The organism is Nucisporomicrobium flavum (genome assembly GCF_016464385.1).
GTDB classification, from domain to species: Bacteria; Actinomycetota; Actinomycetes; order Mycobacteriales; family Micromonosporaceae; genus Actinoplanes; species Actinoplanes flavus_A.
This window is the reverse complement of sequence record NZ_JADMLH010000013.1, coordinates 150,843-167,855: the sequence shown is the minus strand read 5'-3', so window position 1 is coordinate 167,855 and position 17,013 is coordinate 150,843. Positions and strand designations below refer to the sequence as shown.

The following is a 17,013-nucleotide window of genomic DNA, read 5'->3' as shown; positions in this document are numbered from 1 at the left end:
CCTAGGGGTCGTTCAGACGGTCCTGGCGAGGCGGTCGGCGAGGAGCTTGGCGAAGCGGGCCGGGTCGGCCAGGTCCCCGCCCTCGGCCAGCAGGGCCGTGCCGTACAGCAGCTCGGCCGTCTCCGGCAGGTTCGGGTCGTCGGCGCGCTGGGCGTACGCGTCGCGCAGGCCCGTGACCAGCGGGTGGTCCGGGTTCAGCTCGAGGATGCGCTTGACCGGGGGCACCTCCTGGCCCATCGCCTTGTACATCTTCTCCAGGGTCGGGGTGATGTCGTCGGCGTCGCTGACCAGGCAGGCCGGCGAGGTGGTGAGCCGGGTGGAGAGCCGGGCCTCCTTGACATCGGCGAGCGTCTCGCCCAGCCAGGTCAGCAGCGGGGCGAACTCGCCGGTCTGTTCCTCGGACGGCTTCTCGTCGGGCTTGAGGTCGACGTCGCCGCGGGCGATGGACTGCAGCTTCCTGCCGTCGTACTCGGGCACCGCCTCGACCCAGATCTCGTCGACCGGGTCGGTGAGCAGCAGAACCTCGTACCCCTGGGCCTTGAACGCCTCCATGTGCGGGGAATTCTCGACCTGGGCGCGGCTCTCGCCGGTCATGTAGTAGATCGCGTCCTGGCCGTCCTTCATGCGCGACACGTAGTCCGCCAGGGTGGTGAGCTCGTCGCCGGCCGTGGAGGCGAACGACGACACGTCCAGGATCGCCTTCTGGTCGTCGGCCTCGCCGAGCAGGCCCTCCTTGACGGCCCGGCCGAACTCGCGCCACAGCGTGCGGTACTTCTCCGGCTCCTTGGTCATCAGGTCCTTGATGGTGGACAGGACCTTCTTGGCGAGGCGCCGGCGGATCAGCTGGATGTGCCGGTCCTGCTGCAGGATCTCGCGGGAGATGTTCAGCGACAGGTCGGCCGCGTCCACCACGCCCTTGACGAACCGCAGGTAGTCGGGCATCAGCTCGCGGCTGTCGTCCATGATGAACACGCGCTTGACGTACAGCTGGATGCCGCGCCGGCCGTCGCGCTGGAAGAGGTCGTGCGGGGCGCGGGACGGGATGAACAGCAGGGCCTCGTACTCGAAGGTGCCCTCGGCCCGCATCTGGATGATCTCCAGCGGGTCGGTCCAGTCGTGGCTGATGTGCCGGTAGAACTCGGTGTACTCCTCGTCCTTGACCTCGGAGCGCGGCCGCGCCCAGAGCGCCTTCATGGAGTTCAGCGTCTCCGGCTCGCCCTCGCCCTTGAGCAGGCGGATGGGGAACGAGATGAAGTCCGAGTACCGCTTGACGATCTCGCGGATCTTCCACTCGTCGGCGTAGTCGTAGAGCGCGTCCTCCTCGTCCTTCGGGCGCAGGTGGACGGTGACGGCGGTGCCGGTGGGCGCGTCGGCGACGTCCTCGATCGTGTACGTCCCCTCGCCGGCCGACCGCCAGCGCGTACCCGTGTCCTCGCCGGCCTTGCGGGTGATCAGGGTGACCTCGTCGGCGACCATGAACGTGGAGTAGAAGCCGACGCCGAACTGTCCGATCAGCTCGGCCGACTCGTTCTCCTTGCTCTCCTTGAGCCGGCGCAGCATCTCGGCGGTGCCGGAGCGCGCGATCGTGCCGATGAGGCCGACCACCTCGTCGCGGGACATGCCGATGCCGTTGTCGCGCACGGTCAGCGTGCGCGCGTCCTTGTCCGCCTCGATCTCGATGTGCAGGTCGTCGGTGCGCAGGCTGTCGTCGGTGAGCCCGGCGAGCCGCCGCTTGTCCAGCGCGTCGGAGGCGTTGGAGATGAGCTCACGCAGGAAGATGTCCTTGTTCGAGTAGATCGAGTGGACCATCAGCTGCAACAGCTGCCGCGCCTCGGCCTGGAACTCCAGCGTCTCGGTGCCCATGTCATCCCTCCGTGCGTCGATACGTTCCGCCGCTGATCGTATGACCCTGCGGTGATCTACTCGAAGGGGTTCCCCGAGGGCACGGCCGGCGGCCAGGTCAGCGCGTCCGGGCCGGCCGGCAGACCGCCCGCGCCGGGCTCCCAGGGGAAGTCGTGGCCGTGGTCCTGGTCCTGGTCGTGGTCCTCGCCGCCGTCGTCCTGCGGCTGCGCGGTCGTGGGCTCGGGTTCGGCGGGCTCCTGGGGTGCCTCGGTGACCGGCGGGGTCGTCGGCTCGGGCGCAGGGGTCGTCGCGGGCGGAGTGGTCGCCGGCGGCGTCGTCGCGGGTGGCGCCGTCGTGGCCGGCGGGCGGGTCACCGGAGGGCGCGTCGCCGGAGGCCGGGTCACCGGAGGGCGGGTCGCCGGGGGCCGGGTGGACGGCACGGTGGCCGGGCCGGGCTTGGTGGTCGCCGGCGTGGTGGTCCGGGCCGGTGTGGTCGGCGTCGGCAGCGGGGGGCGTACCAGCGGCGGCGGCAGAGCGGGGGTCCACTGCGGCGTGAGAGCCGGCACGGTGGTGCGGCCGGGCGTCGCGGCGCTCGTCGTCGCCGGGAACCCCGGCCGGGGCGTGAGCGTACGGATCTCCGCCGGCGCTTCCGCCGTGGCCTGCGGGGCGGCACCGCCGGTCCTGCCGGGCGCCGGCCGCCGCGCCGGACCCATCTCGGCCTCGGCACCCGCGATGACCGTCCGTTCCGGCGGCGCCGTGGCCGGGCCGTCGCGGTCGGCCTCCCCGCTGAGCACCAGCGCTCCCCCGCCTGCGACCAGGAGCGCCACCATGCCGCCGACGACCTGCTTGTCCCGCCTCGTCAACTCACCCATGAAACCGTCATACAGGTACGAACGGGACTTCGGCGCCCGATCAGGCGGATTTCCCTCCGTGTCGCCCGACCGCGAGCAGCGCGAGGGCGGCGGCGCTCAGCACGGCGGCGACGACGTACGGCATCCGGTAGCCCGCGTGCTGGGCGAGGCCGAGCACCGGTCCGGCGAGCACGGCACCGGCCGGGAAGGTGTTGGTGAACAGCGCGCACCGCCCGAGCAGCAACCCGGCGTCGGCCGGGTGACCGCTCGTCGTGTCGCGGCTCACCTGCTCAGCAGCCGGGTCCCGCTGCCCGCCCGCCGACGATCCGGTACGCCGACACATCGCCCCGCACGTACGGCCGCAGCTGCGCCATCCCCGTGGGGGCGGAGCCGTACTGGGCGGCGTACGCGGTGATCGCATCCTCCACCGTCCGGCAGCTCACCTGGTCCGCGACCTTGACCGTGACCGCCGTCAAACCGTGCGTGTTGAACGCAGCGTAAGAAACACCGGCAACACTCACAGTGATGGCAGCGGCCATCGCAACCTCGGTCAAGTTCACGACCTCAGCTTATGCACGTACCGTTCAGCAACGAACCGGCCGATCGGCCAAGATCGCATCACCCTGAGTAGTGGTTACCGATCCCCGAAGGCGGCGCGGTGCTGACCCGGGGTGACGCCGCGCAGGCGCCGGAAGTGGCGGCGCAGGGTGTCGGCGCTGCCCAGGCCGCACCGGCGCGCCACCGCTTCGACGGGCAGCCCGTCGCGTTCCAGCAACTCCTCGGCGAGGCGCAGGCGCTGGTCGCGGACCCAGGCGGCGGGGGTGGCGCCGGTGGCGGCCACGAACTGGCGGGCGAAGGTCCGCGGGGACATCGCCGCCCGGGCCGCGAGCGCGGACACCGACAGGTCGGCGCCGAGGTGGCTCGCCGCCCAGTCCAGCACCGGGCCGAGGCCGGACTCCGGGAGCGGCGGGACGGGCGTACGCGTGAACTGGGACTGCCCGCCGCTGCGATGGGCGGCGAACACCATCTCGCGGGCCACCCGGTTCGCGACCTGGGCGCCGTGGGCCGTACGGATCAGGTGCAGCCCGAGGTCCAGGGCGGCCGTGGTGCCGGCGCTGGTCGCCACCGGGCCGTCGACCACGTACAGCTCGTCGGGGACCACGGTGACGGCCGGATGCCGGGCGGCGAGCTGGGCCGCGTACGCCCAGTGCGTGGTGGCCCGGCGCCCGTCCAGCAGCCCCGCCTCGGCCAGCACGAACGCGCCGGTGCACACCGCGGCGACGGTCGCTCCCCGCCCCACGGCGCCGATGAGCGCGGCGCACAGCTGCGGCGAGGGCGGGGGCACCGGCGGCGCGGCCCCGGTGACGACGATGAGGTCCGCCGAGGCCAGCCGGCGCAGCGAGTGCGTCGGGGTGACCGTGAACCCGGTGGAGGTCGCGAGGGGCTTCCGGGCCTGCGCGCAGACCGCGTACCGGTAGCGCGGTAACGCCGGGTCCATGCGCGGCAGGCCGAAGAGCTCGCTCATGATGCCGAGCTCGAACGCGGGCACCGGCTCGGCGACGACCACGGCCACGTCCTCCACGTCGCCCAGTTTGGCAGAAACTGCCGCAGGGATGGCATCGCTGCCACCTCGCGATCGGGCAGAACAGCATCATGCGGATCTCAGCTTTGCTCGTCGTGTACGTGGTCTGGGGCTCGACGTACGTCGCCATGAAAGTCGGGGTCGAGCGGATGCCCCCGCTGGCGATGAACGCCGTCCGGTTCTTCGTCGCGGGCGCGCTGCTCTGGTGCTGGTGCGCGTGGCGGCGCCGGGGCGGGCGGTGGCACCGGCCCACCGCGGCGCAGTGGCGCGCCGGTGCTGTGCAGGGCCTGCTGCTGCCGGCCGCCGGGACGGGCGGCGCAACCTGGGCGGAGCAGAAGCTGCCGGCCGGGACCACGGCGCTGCTGCTGGCGACCATCCCGCTCTGGATGGCGCTGGGCAAACGGGTCGCGGACGGCGAGCGCATCGCCTGGACCGGCATCGCGGGGATCGTCGCCGGCTTCGGCGGGGTGGCGCTGCTGACCGGCACCGGCGAGCGGCCGGACCCGCTCGCCACGGCGGTCGCGCTGGGTGGCGCGCTCTGCTGGGGCCTCGGGTCGGTGTACGCGACCCGCGCGCCGCAACCCGAGCAGCCGCTGCTGGCCAGCTCGGTGGAAATGCTGTGCGCCGGTGGGATCCTCGCCGTCGCGGCGGCCGTGGGTGGCGAGTTCGGCCGGTTCGAGGCGCCGGGGCGGTCGGCGTGGGCGCTGGCGTACCTCGTGCTCTTCGGCAGCCTGCTCGCGTACAGCTGCTACCAGTACTTGCTGCACCACATGCCGGCACGCATCGTCGGCACGTACGCCTTCGTCAACCCCGTCGTGGCTGTCCTGCTCGGGTGGTGGCTGCTGGGTGAGCAGGTCGGGGGGCGTACCGCGCTGGCCACGGCGGTCATCGTGGCCGGGGTGGCGTTGATCGTCATCCCGTCACGGCGCGGCGCGCGGGGCGTTGAGGACGGTGATGAGACGACGGACGCTGCTGACGGGGGCGGGCGCGGCGGTGGCCCTCGCGGCCGCCGGGGGCTACGCCCGGAACAGGTACGCCGCTGAGCCGGTGATCCCGGACGCGCCGCTGGGCGACGAGCGCCTGGAGACCCGGCGGTCGCGGGCGCGGGGCAAGGACGTCGACTTCTACACGGCCGTGCCGGCGGGACACGGCGACGGGCGTGGGCTGCCGGTCTGCCTCGTGCTGCACGGCGCCTCCAAGACCGCCGCGGACTATCCCGCGCTGGGCCTCGGCCGGTTCGTGACCGATTCCGTACGCCGCGGCAACGCCCCCTTCGTGCTCGCCGGGGCGACGGGCGGGCGCCTGGCGTGGCGGCCGTCCGGCGGTGACGACCCGCAGGCGATGGTGCACGAGGAGCTTCCGGCCTGGTGCGCGGAACGGGGCTTCGACACCCGCCGGATCGCGGCCTGCGGCTGGTCCATGGGCGGGTACGGCTCCCTGCTGCTCGCCGAGACGTTCCCCGGCTTCGTCCGGTCCGTGGCCGCCTTCTCCCCCGCCGTCTCCCCGGGCGACGAGGTGTTCGCCCAAGCGGGCCGGCTGCGCGGCGTACCGGTCGGGCTCTGGTGCGGCACCGGCGACGGGCTGCTCGACGACGTGAAGGCGCTGGAGAAGGCGCTGCCCGAGGGCCGGGCGGCGGGCAGCTACCGCGAGGGCCGGCACAACTTCGCGTACTGGAGCACCTGCCTGCCGGAGGCGTTCGACCTCATCGCGCGGACGCTGGGATAGGGCAGACTGACGGACCATGCGCCTGGTCTCGCTGCTGCCCTCCGCCACGGAGATCGTGTACGCCCTCGGCCTCGACGCCGACCTGGTGGGCGTGACCTTCGAGTGCGACGAGCCGGCGCGGGCCCGGACCGACAAGGCGGTGGTGGTCGGCGGCCGGGACACCCGCGGCCTGAGCCCCGCCGAGATCGACGAGTACGTGAAGTCCCAGCTGGCGGCCGGCGGCGACCTGTACACGCTGCACGAGGACGCGCTCGCCGGCCTGTCCCCCGACCTGATCCTCACCCAGGACCTCTGCCGCGTGTGCGCGCTGCCCTCCGGCGACGTCTCGGACGCGTTGGAGCACCTGGGCTGCCGGGCGGACGTGGTGTCGCTGGATCCGTACACGCTGGAGGAGGTGCTCGGCACCTTCCACACCGTGGGCGAACGGGCCGGGGTGCCGGAGCGCGCGGCGGCTCTGGTGACCTCGCTGCGCGGGCGACTGGACGCGGTCGCCGCGGCGGTGGCGGGCCGGCCGCGACCGCGGGTGGTCGTCGTCGAGTGGGTCGACCCGCCGTTCACCGCGGGTCACTGGGTGCCCGACCTCGTCACCGCGGCCGGCGGGGAGCCCGTCGCGGCCCGCCCCGGCGCGCGTTCGGTCGAGACGTCGTACGCCGAGCTCGCGGCCGCCCGGCCCGACATCGTGCTGGTCACGCCGTGCGGATTCCACCTCGACGGCGCCGCGGACCAGGCCCACCGCGTGGTGCCGCACTTCCCGGGAGCCGCGGTGTGGGCGATCGACGGCGACGGCCTCGTGGTGCGTCCCGGGCCGCGGCTGGTCGACGGGGTCGAGGCGATCGCGGCGGTGCTGCACCCCGGCGCGGTGCCCGACGCGCCGCCGGGGAGCGTACGGCGGATCTCCTGACGCTCAGGCGCTGACCGAGGCGGGGCGCCGGGTCCGCCGCATGCCGGGGACCGTACGCCGCAGCACGCGGTCCCGGTGCGCCGCGGCCACCGAGGCGCGGCGCTCCTGCTCGGCGCGCCACAACCAGGCGATGTCCTTGCCGAACGACCAGACCAGCGAGGCAAGCGCGGCCGCCACGACGACGCGGGTGAGCGCGACCGGCAGCAGGCCCGCGGTGGCCACGACCAGCACGACGCCCTGGGTGGCGGCGACGACCTTGCGGGAGAAGCGCGGCGGCAGCGCGGCGAGGATCCAGGGCGCCACCGCCGCCGCCGCGACGAACAGATAGCGGGCGGCGCCGATGAGCAGCGCCCACCAGCCGACCGTGCCCGCGACGTAGACGCTCAGCACGAGCGCGAGGAACGAGTCGACCTCCATGTCGAACCGCGCGCCGAGCGAGGTGACGTTGCCCGTACGCCGGGCCACCTGACCGTCGACGCCGTCGAGGGCGAGCGCGACGCCGACCAGCGTCACCAGCACGGGCAGCGGCACGGTGTGCTCGAAGGACGTGACCACCAGCGCCGTCACCGCGCCGACCAGCGTGGCCCGGCCGAGTGTCACCGCGTTGGCGGGACCCATGGCGCGCATCCCGGCCCGGCCCATCCCGGAGCGCAGCAGGGAGCACAACACCACGGCGTACGCGAGGCCGGCCAGCCAGCCCGCCACGCTCAGGCCCGCCGTGACGGCGAGCGCCGCCATGATCAGGACCTGCGCGGCCACCCCGGCCAGCGGCCCCCGGCCGGAACGAGCCGTCATGGTGTCGATACTGAGTGTCACAGTGCCTCCGGGTGGGCAAGATCGGGTCCCGCGTATGGTTGCCGCTGTCCAAGAACACGCGTCCCCGGCGCGTTCGGTTCAGCGGCCGGAGGAGAAACCCCCATGACGGGTACGGCGGAAGCGTTCTGGCTGGCGCGTCCCGGGGCGGGCGAGATCCGGCCGGTGGACGTCCCGGAGCCCGGTCCGGACGAGGTGCTGGTCCGCACGCTGCACTCCGGCGTGAGCCGCGGCACCGAGACGCTCGTGTTCCGCGGCGGCGTGCCGGAGAGCCAGCACGGGGCCATGCGCGCCCCGTTCCAGGACGGCGACTTCCCCGCCCCGGTCAAGTACGGCTACCTCAACGTCGGCGTCGTCGAGCAGGGCCCCGAAGAGCTTCTCGGCCGTACGGTGTTCTGCCTCTTCCCGCACCAGACCCGCTACGTCGTCCCGGCCGACGCGGTGACCGTCGTACCGCCGCAGGTCCCGGCCCGGCGCGCCGTGCTCGCCGGCACCGTGGAGACCGCGCTCAACGGCCTCTGGGACGCCGCGCCGCTGATCGGCGACCGGATCGCAGTCGTCGGCGCGGGCATGGTCGGCGCGAGCGTGGCCGCGATCCTTTCCCGCTTCCCCGGCGCCCGCGTCCAGCTCGTCGACACCGACCCGGCCAAGGCCGCGATCGCCGCCGCGCTGGGCGTGGACTTCGCATCGCCACCGGACGCGCGCGACGACTGCGACCTGGTGGTGCACGCCAGCGCGACCTCCGCCGGGCTGACCCGCTCGCTCGAGCTGCTCGCCGCCGAGGGTACGGTCGTCGAGCTCAGCTGGTACGGCGACCGCGAGGTCAGCGTCCCGCTCGGCGAGTTCTTCCACTCCCGCCGCCTGACGGTCCGGAGCAGCCAGGTCGGCGGTATCGCCCCGGCCCGGCGCGGGCGCCGCTCGTACGCCGACCGCCTGGCGGTAGCCCTGGACCTGCTCGCCGACCCGGTGTTCGACACCCTGATCACCGGGGAGTCGGCGTTCGCCGAGCTGCCCACGGTGCTGCCCCGGCTCACCGGCGGGGAGCTACCCGCCCTGTGTCACCTCATCACCTACCCGACGGGAGAGTGAATGTTCAGCGTCACCGTCCGTGACCACATCATGATCGCGCACAGCTTCACCGGTGAGGTCTTCGGACCGGCCCAGAAGCTGCACGGCGCCACGTTCGTCGTGGACGCCACGTTCAAGCGTCCCGAGCTGGACGCCGACAACATCGTGGTCGACATCGGGCTGGCGAGCCAGGAGCTGCACGCGATCTGCGGCGGCCTCAGCTACCGCAACCTCGACGACGAGGCCGACTTCGCCGGGATCAACACCTCGACCGAGTACCTGGCCAAGGTCATCGCCGACCGGCTCGCCGGGAAGGCGGCGAGCGGGGCGCTCGGCGCGGGCGCGGGCGGGCTCACCGGCATCGCGGTCACGCTGCACGAGTCGCACATCGCGTGGGCGACGTACGAGCGAGACCTGTGACCGATCCGCTGTACGCGGTGCTGCCGGGCGACATCGACGACCCGGCGGCACCGAGCGGCGGGAACACGTACGACCGGCGGGTGCTCACCGGGCTGGCGGCGGACCGTACGGTGCACGAGATCGCGGTCGCGGGGCCGTGGCCGTACCCGGAGGCGGAGCAGACGCGGGAGCTGGACGACGCGCTGCGCGGGCTCCCGGACGGCGCGACCGTGCTGATGGACGGCCTCGTGGCGTGCGCGGTCCCCGGGATCGTCGAAGCCCACGCCGCGCGGCTGCGGCAGGTCGTGCTGGTCCACCTCCCGCTGGGCGACGAGGTCGGGGCGGCACCGGAGCTGGCCGCCCGGGAGCGCCGTACCGTACGGGCGGCGGCAGCCGTGGTGGCGACCAGCGAGGGCGCCGCCCGCCGCATCGAGGCCCTGCACGGCCTGCGGCCTGGCACCGTGCACGTCGCGCCGCCCGGCGTGGATCCCGCGCCGCTCGCGCAGGGCAGCCCGGAGGGCCACCGCCTGCTGTCCGTCGCCGCTGTCACCCCGCGAAAAGCCCAGGACGTGCTGGTTGAGGCCCTCGTCAGCCTCGACGACCTGCCCTGGCAGTGCGTCTGCGTGGGGGCGCTCGACCGCGACCCCGCCTTCACCGCACGGGTGAGGTCCCGGAGTGAGCGCGTGCGCTTCGCCGGCACCCGCACCGGCGCGGCCCTCGATGCCACGTACGCGGCCGCCGACCTGCTCGTCCTGCCGTCGCGCGCGGAGACGTACGGGATGGTCGTCACCGAGGCGCTGGCCCGTGGCATCCCGGTGCTCGGCACCGAGGTCGAGGGCGTGCCGGAGGCGGTCGGGCGGGCACCGGACGGCACCGTGCCCGGTGGGCTCGTCCCGCCCGGCGACGTAGAGTCCCTGGCCACGGCCCTGCGCCGGTGGCTGACCGACGCCGAGCTGCGCGCCACCTGGCGCACCGCGGCCCGCGCCCGCCGGGAGAAGCTGCGCGGCTGGGACGAGACGACCCGACGACTGAGCGAGGTACTTGACCTATGACCGGAGAGTTCAGCACCGAGTGGCTGTCGCTGCGCGAGCCCGCGGACGCCGCCGCCCGCTCCACCGACCTCGTCGGCCTTCTCCGGCCGGCCGGCGGCGAGCTGGTCGTCCGGGACCTCGGCTGCGGGACCGGCTCGCTGGCGCGCTGGCTCGCTCCCCGGCTGCCCGGGCCGCAGCGGTGGATCCTGCAGGACCGCGACCCGGCGCTGCTGGCGTACGCGGCCGAGCACCTGCCCACCGCGGCGGCGGACGGCAGCCCGGTCACCGCGGAGACGGCCCAGGGCGACGTCACGGACCTGACCGCCGCGGACCTCGCAGGGGTGTCGCTGGTCACGTGTTCGGCGCTGCTCGACCTGTTCACCGCGGACGAGGTCACCGCGCTCGCCGAGGTGTGCGCGGCGGCCGGTGTGCCCGCGCTGTTCACGCTCTCGGTCACCGGCGAGGTCACCTTCGACCCGCCGCACCCGCTCGACGCGGAGGTGGCCGCGGCCTTCAACGAGCACCAGCGCCGCGAGACGGACGGCCGCCGGCTGCTCGGCCCGGAGGCGGTCGGCGCCGCGGCCCAGGCCTTCGCCAGCGCCGATGTGACGGTCACCACCCGATCGAGCCCGTGGCGGCTGGGCCCGGAAACTGCCGGGCTGCTCGCCGAATGGCTGCGGGGCTGGGTGGCCGCGGCCGCCGACCAGCGCCCTGAGCTGCAGCTTGACGACTATCTCGCGGCCCGGCTGGCCGAGATCGAGGCCGGCTCGCTGCGCGCCACGGTGGATCACCAAGATCTTTACGCGCGGAAGGACTGAACCGCCCACCGCCGGCCGGACGTATGAGTGTCAGGACGGCAAGCTTCGAGGGGGCGGCATGAACCGATCGATCTGGGCGTGGGCACGGCTGCTCGGCGGGGTGGGAATCCTCGCCGTGCTGCTCTGGCGCCTGGGCACCGGGGCGTTCGTCGACGGGCTGCGGGTGATCGACGCCCCCACCCTCGGCGTCGCCTTCGCGATCGGCGTCACCACCACGGTCTTCAGCGCCTGGCGCTGGTGCCTGGTGGCCCGCGGCCTCGGCCTGCGGCTGTCACTGCGGGGCGCGGTCGCCGACTACTACAAGGCCCTGTTCATCAACGCGGCCCTGCCCGGCGGCGTGCTCGGCGACGTGGACCGGGCCGTGCAGCACGGGCGGGACGCCGGTGACGTCGGCAAGAGCGTGCGGGCGGTGGTGCTGGAACGCACGGCCGGGCAGATCGTGCTCGTCGGCGTGGGGCTCGTGGTGCTGCTGACCGTACCGTCGCCGGTGTCGTCGCATCTGCGCGAGCACGGGCAGGCGGTCGCGGTGACCGCCGCGACCCTCGCCGCGGCCGCGGTCCTGCTGGTGGTGGCGGTCGGCCGGCTGCGCAGCGGCGCGTCGCGATGGGCCCGCGCGGCCCGGACCGCGGTCGCCGAGATCCGCGCCGGGCTGCTCGCCCGCGGCAACTGGCCCGGCGTGCTCCTCGCCTCGACGGTCGTGCTGGCCGGGCACCTGGCGACCTTCGTCGTCGCGGCCCGCGCCGCCGGCTCCGACGCCTCGCTGCTGCGCCTCACGCCGCTCATGCTGCTGGCCCTGCTGTCGATGGCGCTGCCGGTGAACGTCGGCGGCTGGGGGCCGCGCGAGGGGGTCACCGCCTGGGCGTTCGGCGCGGCCGGCCTGAGCGCCACCCAGGGCCTCACGATCTCCGTCGTCTACGGGCTCTTCGCCTTCGTCGCGGCCCTGCCCGGCCTGGTGGTCATCGTCACCCGGGCCGCGGGCCGGGCCCGGGCGCGGGCTGCGGCGCGGACGGCAATGCCCGCCGTGCCGCTCGTGGAGATTGTGGAGATTGCACCGGTCCGTCCGGCCGCCCGCCCCGTCCGGGAGTTGGTCGGCAGCGGTGCGTGAGGGTGCCGCCACCCTCGGCGCGGATTATGTTGGTCCGGTGGAAGATCGGCCGTACGTCCTGCTGAGCTGCGGCATGTCCATCGACGGATATGTCGACAGCGCCGATGACGAGCGGCTGCTGCTCTCCAACGACGCGGACTTCGACCGGGTCGACGAGGTCCGCGCCGGCTGCGACGCGATCCTGGTCGGCGCGGGGACCGTACGCCGGGACAACCCGCGGCTGCTGATCCGCGACGAGACCCGGCGCAAGGCCCGCGAGGCGCGCGGGGAGTCCCCGGATCCCGTCAAGGTCACCGTCACCGGCAGCTGCGACCTGGACCCGGAGGCCCGGTTCTTCACCCTCGGCGACACCACCAAGCTGGTGTACTGCGCGACCCCGGCGATGCCGTCCGCCCGGCGCAAGCTGGGCCGGCTCGCCACCGTCGTCGACGGCGGCGACCCGGTCGACCTGCGCCGGGTGGCCGGTGATCTGGCCGCCCGCGGCATCGCCCGGCTCATGGTGGAGGGCGGCGGCACCGTCCACACCCAGTTCCTGACCGCGGGGCTCGCCGACGAGCTCCAGCTGGTCGTCGCGCCGTTCTTCGTGGGCGACTCCAAGGCGCCGCGCTTCGTCGGTGACGGCGACTTCCCGTGGTGCGCGCAACGCCGCGCGCAGCTCGCCGGCGTCCGCCGGATCGGCGACGTGGTGCTGCTGCGCTACGCGCTGTCCGACCGGTTCCAGGACTGACCCCGGCCGCCACCGGGAAAGCACACAATGACCATCGAGAATGGGGGGCCGATGTCCGAAGCGCCGGGCTGGAGGGACGTTCCGGGGGCGACGGTACGCACGCGCGTCACGGTGCCGCTGCGCTTCGCCGACGGCTACGCGACCACCGCCCGGGTGCTCACGTTCGACGGGCTGATCGACGGGCGGGAGCACCTCGCGCTGGGGCTGGGCGACTGGGAACGGGCGGTCCTCGACGCGCCCCTGGTCCGCCCGCACAGCGAATGCCTCACCGGCGACGTCTTCGGCAGCCAGCGCTGCGACTGCGGGCCGCAGCTGCGCGAGGCCGTCGAACGGATCGCCACCGCCGGCGGGCTCCTGCTCTACCTGCGTCAGGAGGGCCGCGGCATCGGCCTGTACGCCAAGCTCGACGCGTACGCGCTGCAGGAGGCGGGGCTGGACACGTACGAGGCGAACGTGGCGCTGGGCCGGGGCGAGGACGAGCGCGACTACACGGCGGCGGCACAGATGCTGCTGGCGCTCGGCGTGGACAAGGTCCGCCTGCTCAGCAACAACCCCGACAAGGCGGCGCAGCTGCAGGCGTGCGGCGTCGAGGTCAAGGAGCGCATCCCGACGGGCGTGCACCTGTCCCCGGCCAACCTGCGCTACCTCGCCACGAAGGCCACCCACACCGCGCACACCCTCGACCTGCCCGGACTCTGAGGCGGCCGCACCCGCCGGGCGACGTGCGGCTCCGGCGGTCGGGCACGATGATGGCTTGACGGCGTCGAGGTGGGAAGCGCGGTGGGATGGACGCAGGGCGGGCCGGTGACCCGGAGATGGTCACCTCGGCGGCGGAGCAGCTGCCGTTCATCCTCATCGTCTGCGAGGGCCCGGACCTGCGCCTGGCGTACGTCAACGCGGCCACCCGGGCGCTGATCCCGGGCCGCGAGACCCTGGGCCGGCCGCTCGGCGAGGTGTTCCCCGACGTCGGCGGGCAGCAGTGGATCGACCTCTACGCCGAGGTCCTGCACTCCGGCGTACCGATGCGGGGCGTCGAATGGCGGGCGACCCTGACCCGCCCCGACGGCTCGGTGCACGAGATCTACACCACCTTCTCCATCAGCCCGTGGCGGCACGCCGACGGCAGCGTCCGCGGCGTCATCGGGGCCGGCTTCGATGTGACGCCGATGGTGCAGGCCCGGCTCGACGCCGAGAGCCGGGCGGACCATATGCAGGAGCGCTACGAGAAGACCCTGGACGTCGTCACCGCCCTGCAGCGCGAGCTGCTCCCCCGCGGGCTGCCCGTGCTGCCGGGCGCGCAGATCGGGGCGAGCTACCTGCTCGCCGACACCGACCGGGCGGCGGGCGGCGACTGGTTCGAGGCGGTCGCGCGGGAGGACGGCACGGTCGCGCTGGTCGTCGGCGACGTCGTGGGCCACGGGGTTGCCGCGTCGGGCGTGATGGGACAGCTGCGGGCGGTGCTGCAGGACCGGCTCGCCGGCGGGGCGGACGTCGCCGAGGCGCTGGATGCCGCGGACCGCTTCGCGCGGCGCAACCCCGCCGCGCACGCGGCCACCGTGTGCCTCGCCGTGCTGGATCCGCGCAGTGGTGACGTCGCGTACTGCACTGCCGGGCATCCTCCGCCGCTGCTGATCCGCGCCGGCGGTGACACCCGTTACCTGTCGCCCAGCGGCGCCGCACCGCTGGGCACCGGCAGCGGTTTTGCGGTCTGCGAGGAGCGCCTGGAGATCGGCGACCTGCTGCTGCTGCACAGCGACGGCATTCTGGAGCGGCCGGGCCTGACCGTGCCCGCCGGCCGGGCCGAGCTCGCCCGGGTCGCCGCGTCGGCGGCCATCGGGCAGGCCCTGCACGCCCCGCACGACACCGCGGCCGAGCGCGTGTGCAGCCAGACCGTCGAGCTGCTGGTACGGATCAGCGGGCACAGCGACGACATCACCCTGCTCGCCGCGCAACGGGTCCCTCCGCCGCCGGAGCTGACCCTGGAGCTGCCGGCGGAGCTGTCCTCGCTGCGCGCCTCGCGGGCGGCCGTCACGGACTGGCTCGCCGCCGCCGGCGCGACCGACGACGACGCGTTCGTGCTGCAGCACGCGCTGAGCGAGCTGGTCACCAACGCGATCGAGCACGGGTACGAGGGCCGCACCGGCGGGCCCGTCCGGATGACCGTCCGGCTCGACCCGGGCGGCGAGGTCGTCGCCGAGGTCCGCGACCAGGGCACCTGGCGCGAGCCGGCCCGCAAGTCGCTGCGCGGGCGAGGGCTGGCGCTGACCGCCCAGCTCGTCGGGGACCTCCGGGTGGAGCCCGGCCCGGCGGGCACGGTCGCGACGCTGCGGCACATGCTGACCCGCCCGGCCCGCAAGCCCGGCGCCGGTCGCCGCCCCGACGGCCGCCCGGGCCGCGCCGAGCCGATGCGGCTGGAGGAGGCCGGCCCCGACGAGGTCCGGGTCACCGGCCCGGTCGACGCGACCACCGCCACCCACCTGCGGCAGGACCTGCTGCGCCGCAGCCGCGGCGGCGCGCTCCCGCTCGCGGTCGACCTGACCGGGGTGACGGTGCTGGCCAGCGCCGGGGTGTCCGCCCTGCACCAGGTCGCCGAGCGGCACCGGCGGCAGGGCGCCCCGCTGGACCTGCACGCCGGCCGCGGCAGCGCCGCCCAGCTCGTCCTCGACCTGGTGGCGCTGCCGCACCGGATCACTCAGGCCGGGCACACCGCCCCGCGCTGAGGAACCACCAGATCGATCAGGTACGCGTCCACGGCCGCCCGCATGCACCCCGAGCCGCTGTTGTACGAGCCGTGCCCGGCGCCGGCGTACGTGAGCAGCACCCCGGACCGGCCGAGCTGGTGCGAGACGGACAACGCCCAGTTGTAGCCGCTCGCCGGGTCGTGCCGCGCGTTGATCTGCAGCAGCGGCGTACGCGTGTGCACGTCGAGCCGGTGTTGCGGGTTCGCCACGGGCCGCGGCCACCCGAGGCACATGCCGACCGCCATGACGCCGGCCGAGTAGCGCAGGTCCCGGGTCTGCGCCCGCTTCAATTCCTGGGCGTACCGGCGGTAGTCGCGGACCGGCAGCGCCCAGTCGTTGCAGAACACGGCGGAGACGGGCGGGGGCGGCGCGGCCCGTTCCGCCGGCTCGTGGTCGAGCAGGGTCCGCATCGTCGCTGCGAGCGTCGCGTAGTCCGGGCCGTAGAGGTAGCGGTGGGCGGTGACGGTGAGGTCCCAGGCCGACAGGTTGATCGCGCCCCGGTCGGCGTCGGCCATGAGCCGGGCCCAGGCGGCGTGAGCGTCGTGCCGCGGCAGATCACATGCGGTCTCGGCGCACCACCGGGCGAACGCGTCGAAGGAATCCTGCAGCGCCCACGCCTGCGTCCGCAGGAAGCCGCCCGTGTCCTGGCTGTGGTCGACCGAGCTCTCCAGCACGATCGCCCGGACCCGGGACGGGTAGCGCTCGGCGTACTCCTCGCCGAGGAGGGTGCCGTACGAGCTGCCGTGGAAGGTGAGCCGGGACTCGCCCAGGGCGGCGCGCAGGGCGTCGAGGTCGCGGACGGTGCTCGCCGTGCCGGCGTGGTCGAACAGGGCCCCGTACGTGTCGCGGCACCGGTCCCAGAGGGCGCGGTTGTCCTTCACGCGCTGATCGAATTCGGCCTGACTGTGCACCACCGGGTCGGCGTACGCGGGCCCGCACGGCATCGCGTGGCTCCGGCCCACCCCGCGGGGGTCGAAGCTGACGATGTCGAAGCGGCGCTGCAGCTCCGCGCTGAACCGGCCGATCCCCGTCTCGATGCGGGCGGTGCCGGAGTCGCCGGGGCCGCCCGGGCCGAAGACGAGCGTGCCGGCGCGCGCGGCCGGGTCGGTGGCCCGGCGGCGGGCGACGGCCAGGTCGAACGTCTCCCCCGCGGGGTCGGCCCAGTCGACGGGGAGCCGCAGCGTGGCGCATTCCGCTCCGCTCGTCGCACAGGGGTGCCAGTCGAGCGTGGGCGGGCGGGCATGGGCGGGGGCGGCCACGAGCATGCCGGCCGCCATCGCCAGGACCAAGGGTCGGGCAATCATCATGCGTCGATGCTTCGGCCCGGCCGCCGCACGGTCATCAGGGTGTTTCCCGGAGCGTCCCCCTAAGACAGTTGACGGCGCTGGCTAATGGCAGTAGCTTTACGGC

18 protein-coding genes are annotated in these 17,013 nt (G+C 74.3%); 11 read left to right on the top strand and 7 right to left on the bottom strand.

Annotation, left to right across the window (positions count from 1 at the left end):
- Positions 1-12: 12 nt before the first annotated feature.
- The 5 genes from htpG to IT780_RS28120 all read right to left on the bottom strand — a co-directional run bounded on the left by htpG (position 13) and on the right by IT780_RS28120 (position 4,275).
- Entirely contained in the window at positions 13-1,863 is a 1,851-nt protein-coding gene (htpG, locus tag IT780_RS28140; protein WP_199514799.1) for a molecular chaperone HtpG, read from the bottom strand.
- Between the two features lie 56 nt (positions 1,864-1,919).
- The gene (locus IT780_RS28135; protein ID WP_199514798.1) at positions 1,920-2,714 is read right to left on the bottom strand and encodes a hypothetical protein; all 795 of its coding nucleotides are present in this window, start codon (positions 2,712-2,714) and stop codon (positions 1,920-1,922) included.
- Between the two features lie 40 nt (positions 2,715-2,754).
- Positions 2,755-2,979 (bottom strand): hypothetical protein, encoded by a 225-nt coding sequence (locus IT780_RS28130; RefSeq protein WP_199514797.1) that lies wholly within the window; start codon positions 2,977-2,979, stop codon positions 2,755-2,757.
- A 4-nt stretch (positions 2,980-2,983) separates the two neighbouring features.
- Positions 2,984-3,169 (bottom strand): hypothetical protein, encoded by a 186-nt coding sequence (locus IT780_RS28125; protein ID WP_233413627.1) that lies wholly within the window; start codon positions 3,167-3,169, stop codon positions 2,984-2,986.
- A 158-nt stretch (positions 3,170-3,327) separates the two neighbouring features.
- A complete protein-coding gene (locus tag IT780_RS28120) occupies positions 3,328-4,275 on the bottom strand; it encodes a helix-turn-helix domain-containing protein (RefSeq protein WP_307831423.1) in 948 nt (315 codons plus the stop codon).
- Positions 4,276-4,346: 71 nt separating this feature from the next.
- On the opposite strand from IT780_RS28120, the gene IT780_RS28115 reads away from it, so the two are divergent.
- The 3 genes from IT780_RS28115 to IT780_RS28105 are packed head-to-tail and all read left to right on the top strand — an operon-like array spanning position 4,347 to position 6,901.
- Positions 4,347-5,318 (top strand): EamA family transporter, encoded by a 972-nt coding sequence (locus IT780_RS28115; protein WP_199514796.1) that lies wholly within the window; start codon positions 4,347-4,349, stop codon positions 5,316-5,318.
- On the top strand, positions 5,230-6,000 hold the full coding sequence (locus tag IT780_RS28110; protein ID WP_199514795.1) for an alpha/beta hydrolase: 771 nt from the start codon (positions 5,230-5,232) through the stop codon (positions 5,998-6,000). The genes IT780_RS28115 and IT780_RS28110 overlap by 89 nt, the downstream gene beginning before the upstream one ends.
- A gap of 16 nt (positions 6,001-6,016) precedes the next feature.
- Positions 6,017-6,901, top strand: coding sequence for an ABC transporter substrate-binding protein (locus IT780_RS28105; protein WP_199514794.1), 885 nt, complete (start codon positions 6,017-6,019; stop codon positions 6,899-6,901).
- Between the two features lie 3 nt (positions 6,902-6,904).
- On the opposite strand, the gene IT780_RS28100 is transcribed toward IT780_RS28105, so the two are convergent.
- Entirely contained in the window at positions 6,905-7,696 is a 792-nt protein-coding gene (locus IT780_RS28100; RefSeq protein ID WP_199514793.1) for a CDP-alcohol phosphatidyltransferase family protein, read from the bottom strand.
- A 123-nt stretch (positions 7,697-7,819) separates the two neighbouring features.
- Here IT780_RS28100 and IT780_RS28095 point away from each other — a divergent pair, with 123 nt between their 5' ends.
- The 8 genes from IT780_RS28095 (at position 7,820) to IT780_RS28060 (ending at position 15,582) form a co-directional block, all read left to right on the top strand.
- The gene (locus IT780_RS28095) at positions 7,820-8,803 is read left to right on the top strand and encodes a zinc-dependent alcohol dehydrogenase (RefSeq protein WP_199514792.1); all 984 of its coding nucleotides are present in this window, start codon (positions 7,820-7,822) and stop codon (positions 8,801-8,803) included.
- On the top strand, positions 8,804-9,202 hold the full coding sequence (locus tag IT780_RS28090; protein WP_199514791.1) for a 6-pyruvoyl trahydropterin synthase family protein: 399 nt from the start codon (positions 8,804-8,806) through the stop codon (positions 9,200-9,202). It abuts the gene before it with no gap.
- A complete protein-coding gene (locus tag IT780_RS28085; protein WP_199514790.1) occupies positions 9,199-10,233 on the top strand; it encodes a glycosyltransferase family 4 protein in 1,035 nt (344 codons plus the stop codon). The genes IT780_RS28090 and IT780_RS28085 overlap by 4 nt, the downstream gene beginning before the upstream one ends.
- Complete coding sequence (locus IT780_RS28080; protein WP_199514789.1) at positions 10,230-11,030, top strand: class I SAM-dependent methyltransferase; 801 nt, start codon at positions 10,230-10,232, stop codon at positions 11,028-11,030. The genes IT780_RS28085 and IT780_RS28080 overlap by 4 nt, the downstream gene beginning before the upstream one ends.
- Positions 11,031-11,088: 58 nt before the next feature.
- Positions 11,089-12,135 carry a lysylphosphatidylglycerol synthase transmembrane domain-containing protein gene (locus tag IT780_RS28075; RefSeq protein WP_199514788.1) on the top strand — a complete coding sequence of 349 codons (1,047 nt, stop codon included), beginning with the start codon at positions 11,089-11,091 and terminating at the stop codon, positions 12,133-12,135.
- Positions 12,136-12,172: 37 nt separating this feature from the next.
- Complete coding sequence (locus IT780_RS28070) at positions 12,173-12,862, top strand: RibD family protein (protein ID WP_199514787.1); 690 nt, start codon at positions 12,173-12,175, stop codon at positions 12,860-12,862.
- A gap of 51 nt (positions 12,863-12,913) precedes the next feature.
- A complete protein-coding gene (locus IT780_RS28065) occupies positions 12,914-13,561 on the top strand; it encodes a GTP cyclohydrolase II (protein WP_199514786.1) in 648 nt (215 codons plus the stop codon).
- An 86-nt stretch (positions 13,562-13,647) separates the two neighbouring features.
- On the top strand, positions 13,648-15,582 hold the full coding sequence (locus IT780_RS28060; protein ID WP_199514785.1) for a SpoIIE family protein phosphatase: 1,935 nt from the start codon (positions 13,648-13,650) through the stop codon (positions 15,580-15,582).
- On the opposite strand, the gene IT780_RS28055 is transcribed toward IT780_RS28060, so the two are convergent.
- Complete coding sequence (locus IT780_RS28055) at positions 15,555-16,907, bottom strand: alpha/beta hydrolase (RefSeq protein WP_199514895.1); 1,353 nt, start codon at positions 16,905-16,907, stop codon at positions 15,555-15,557. The two genes, IT780_RS28060 and IT780_RS28055, sit on opposite strands and share 28 nt — an antisense overlap.
- Positions 16,908-17,013: the final 106 nt, after the last annotated feature.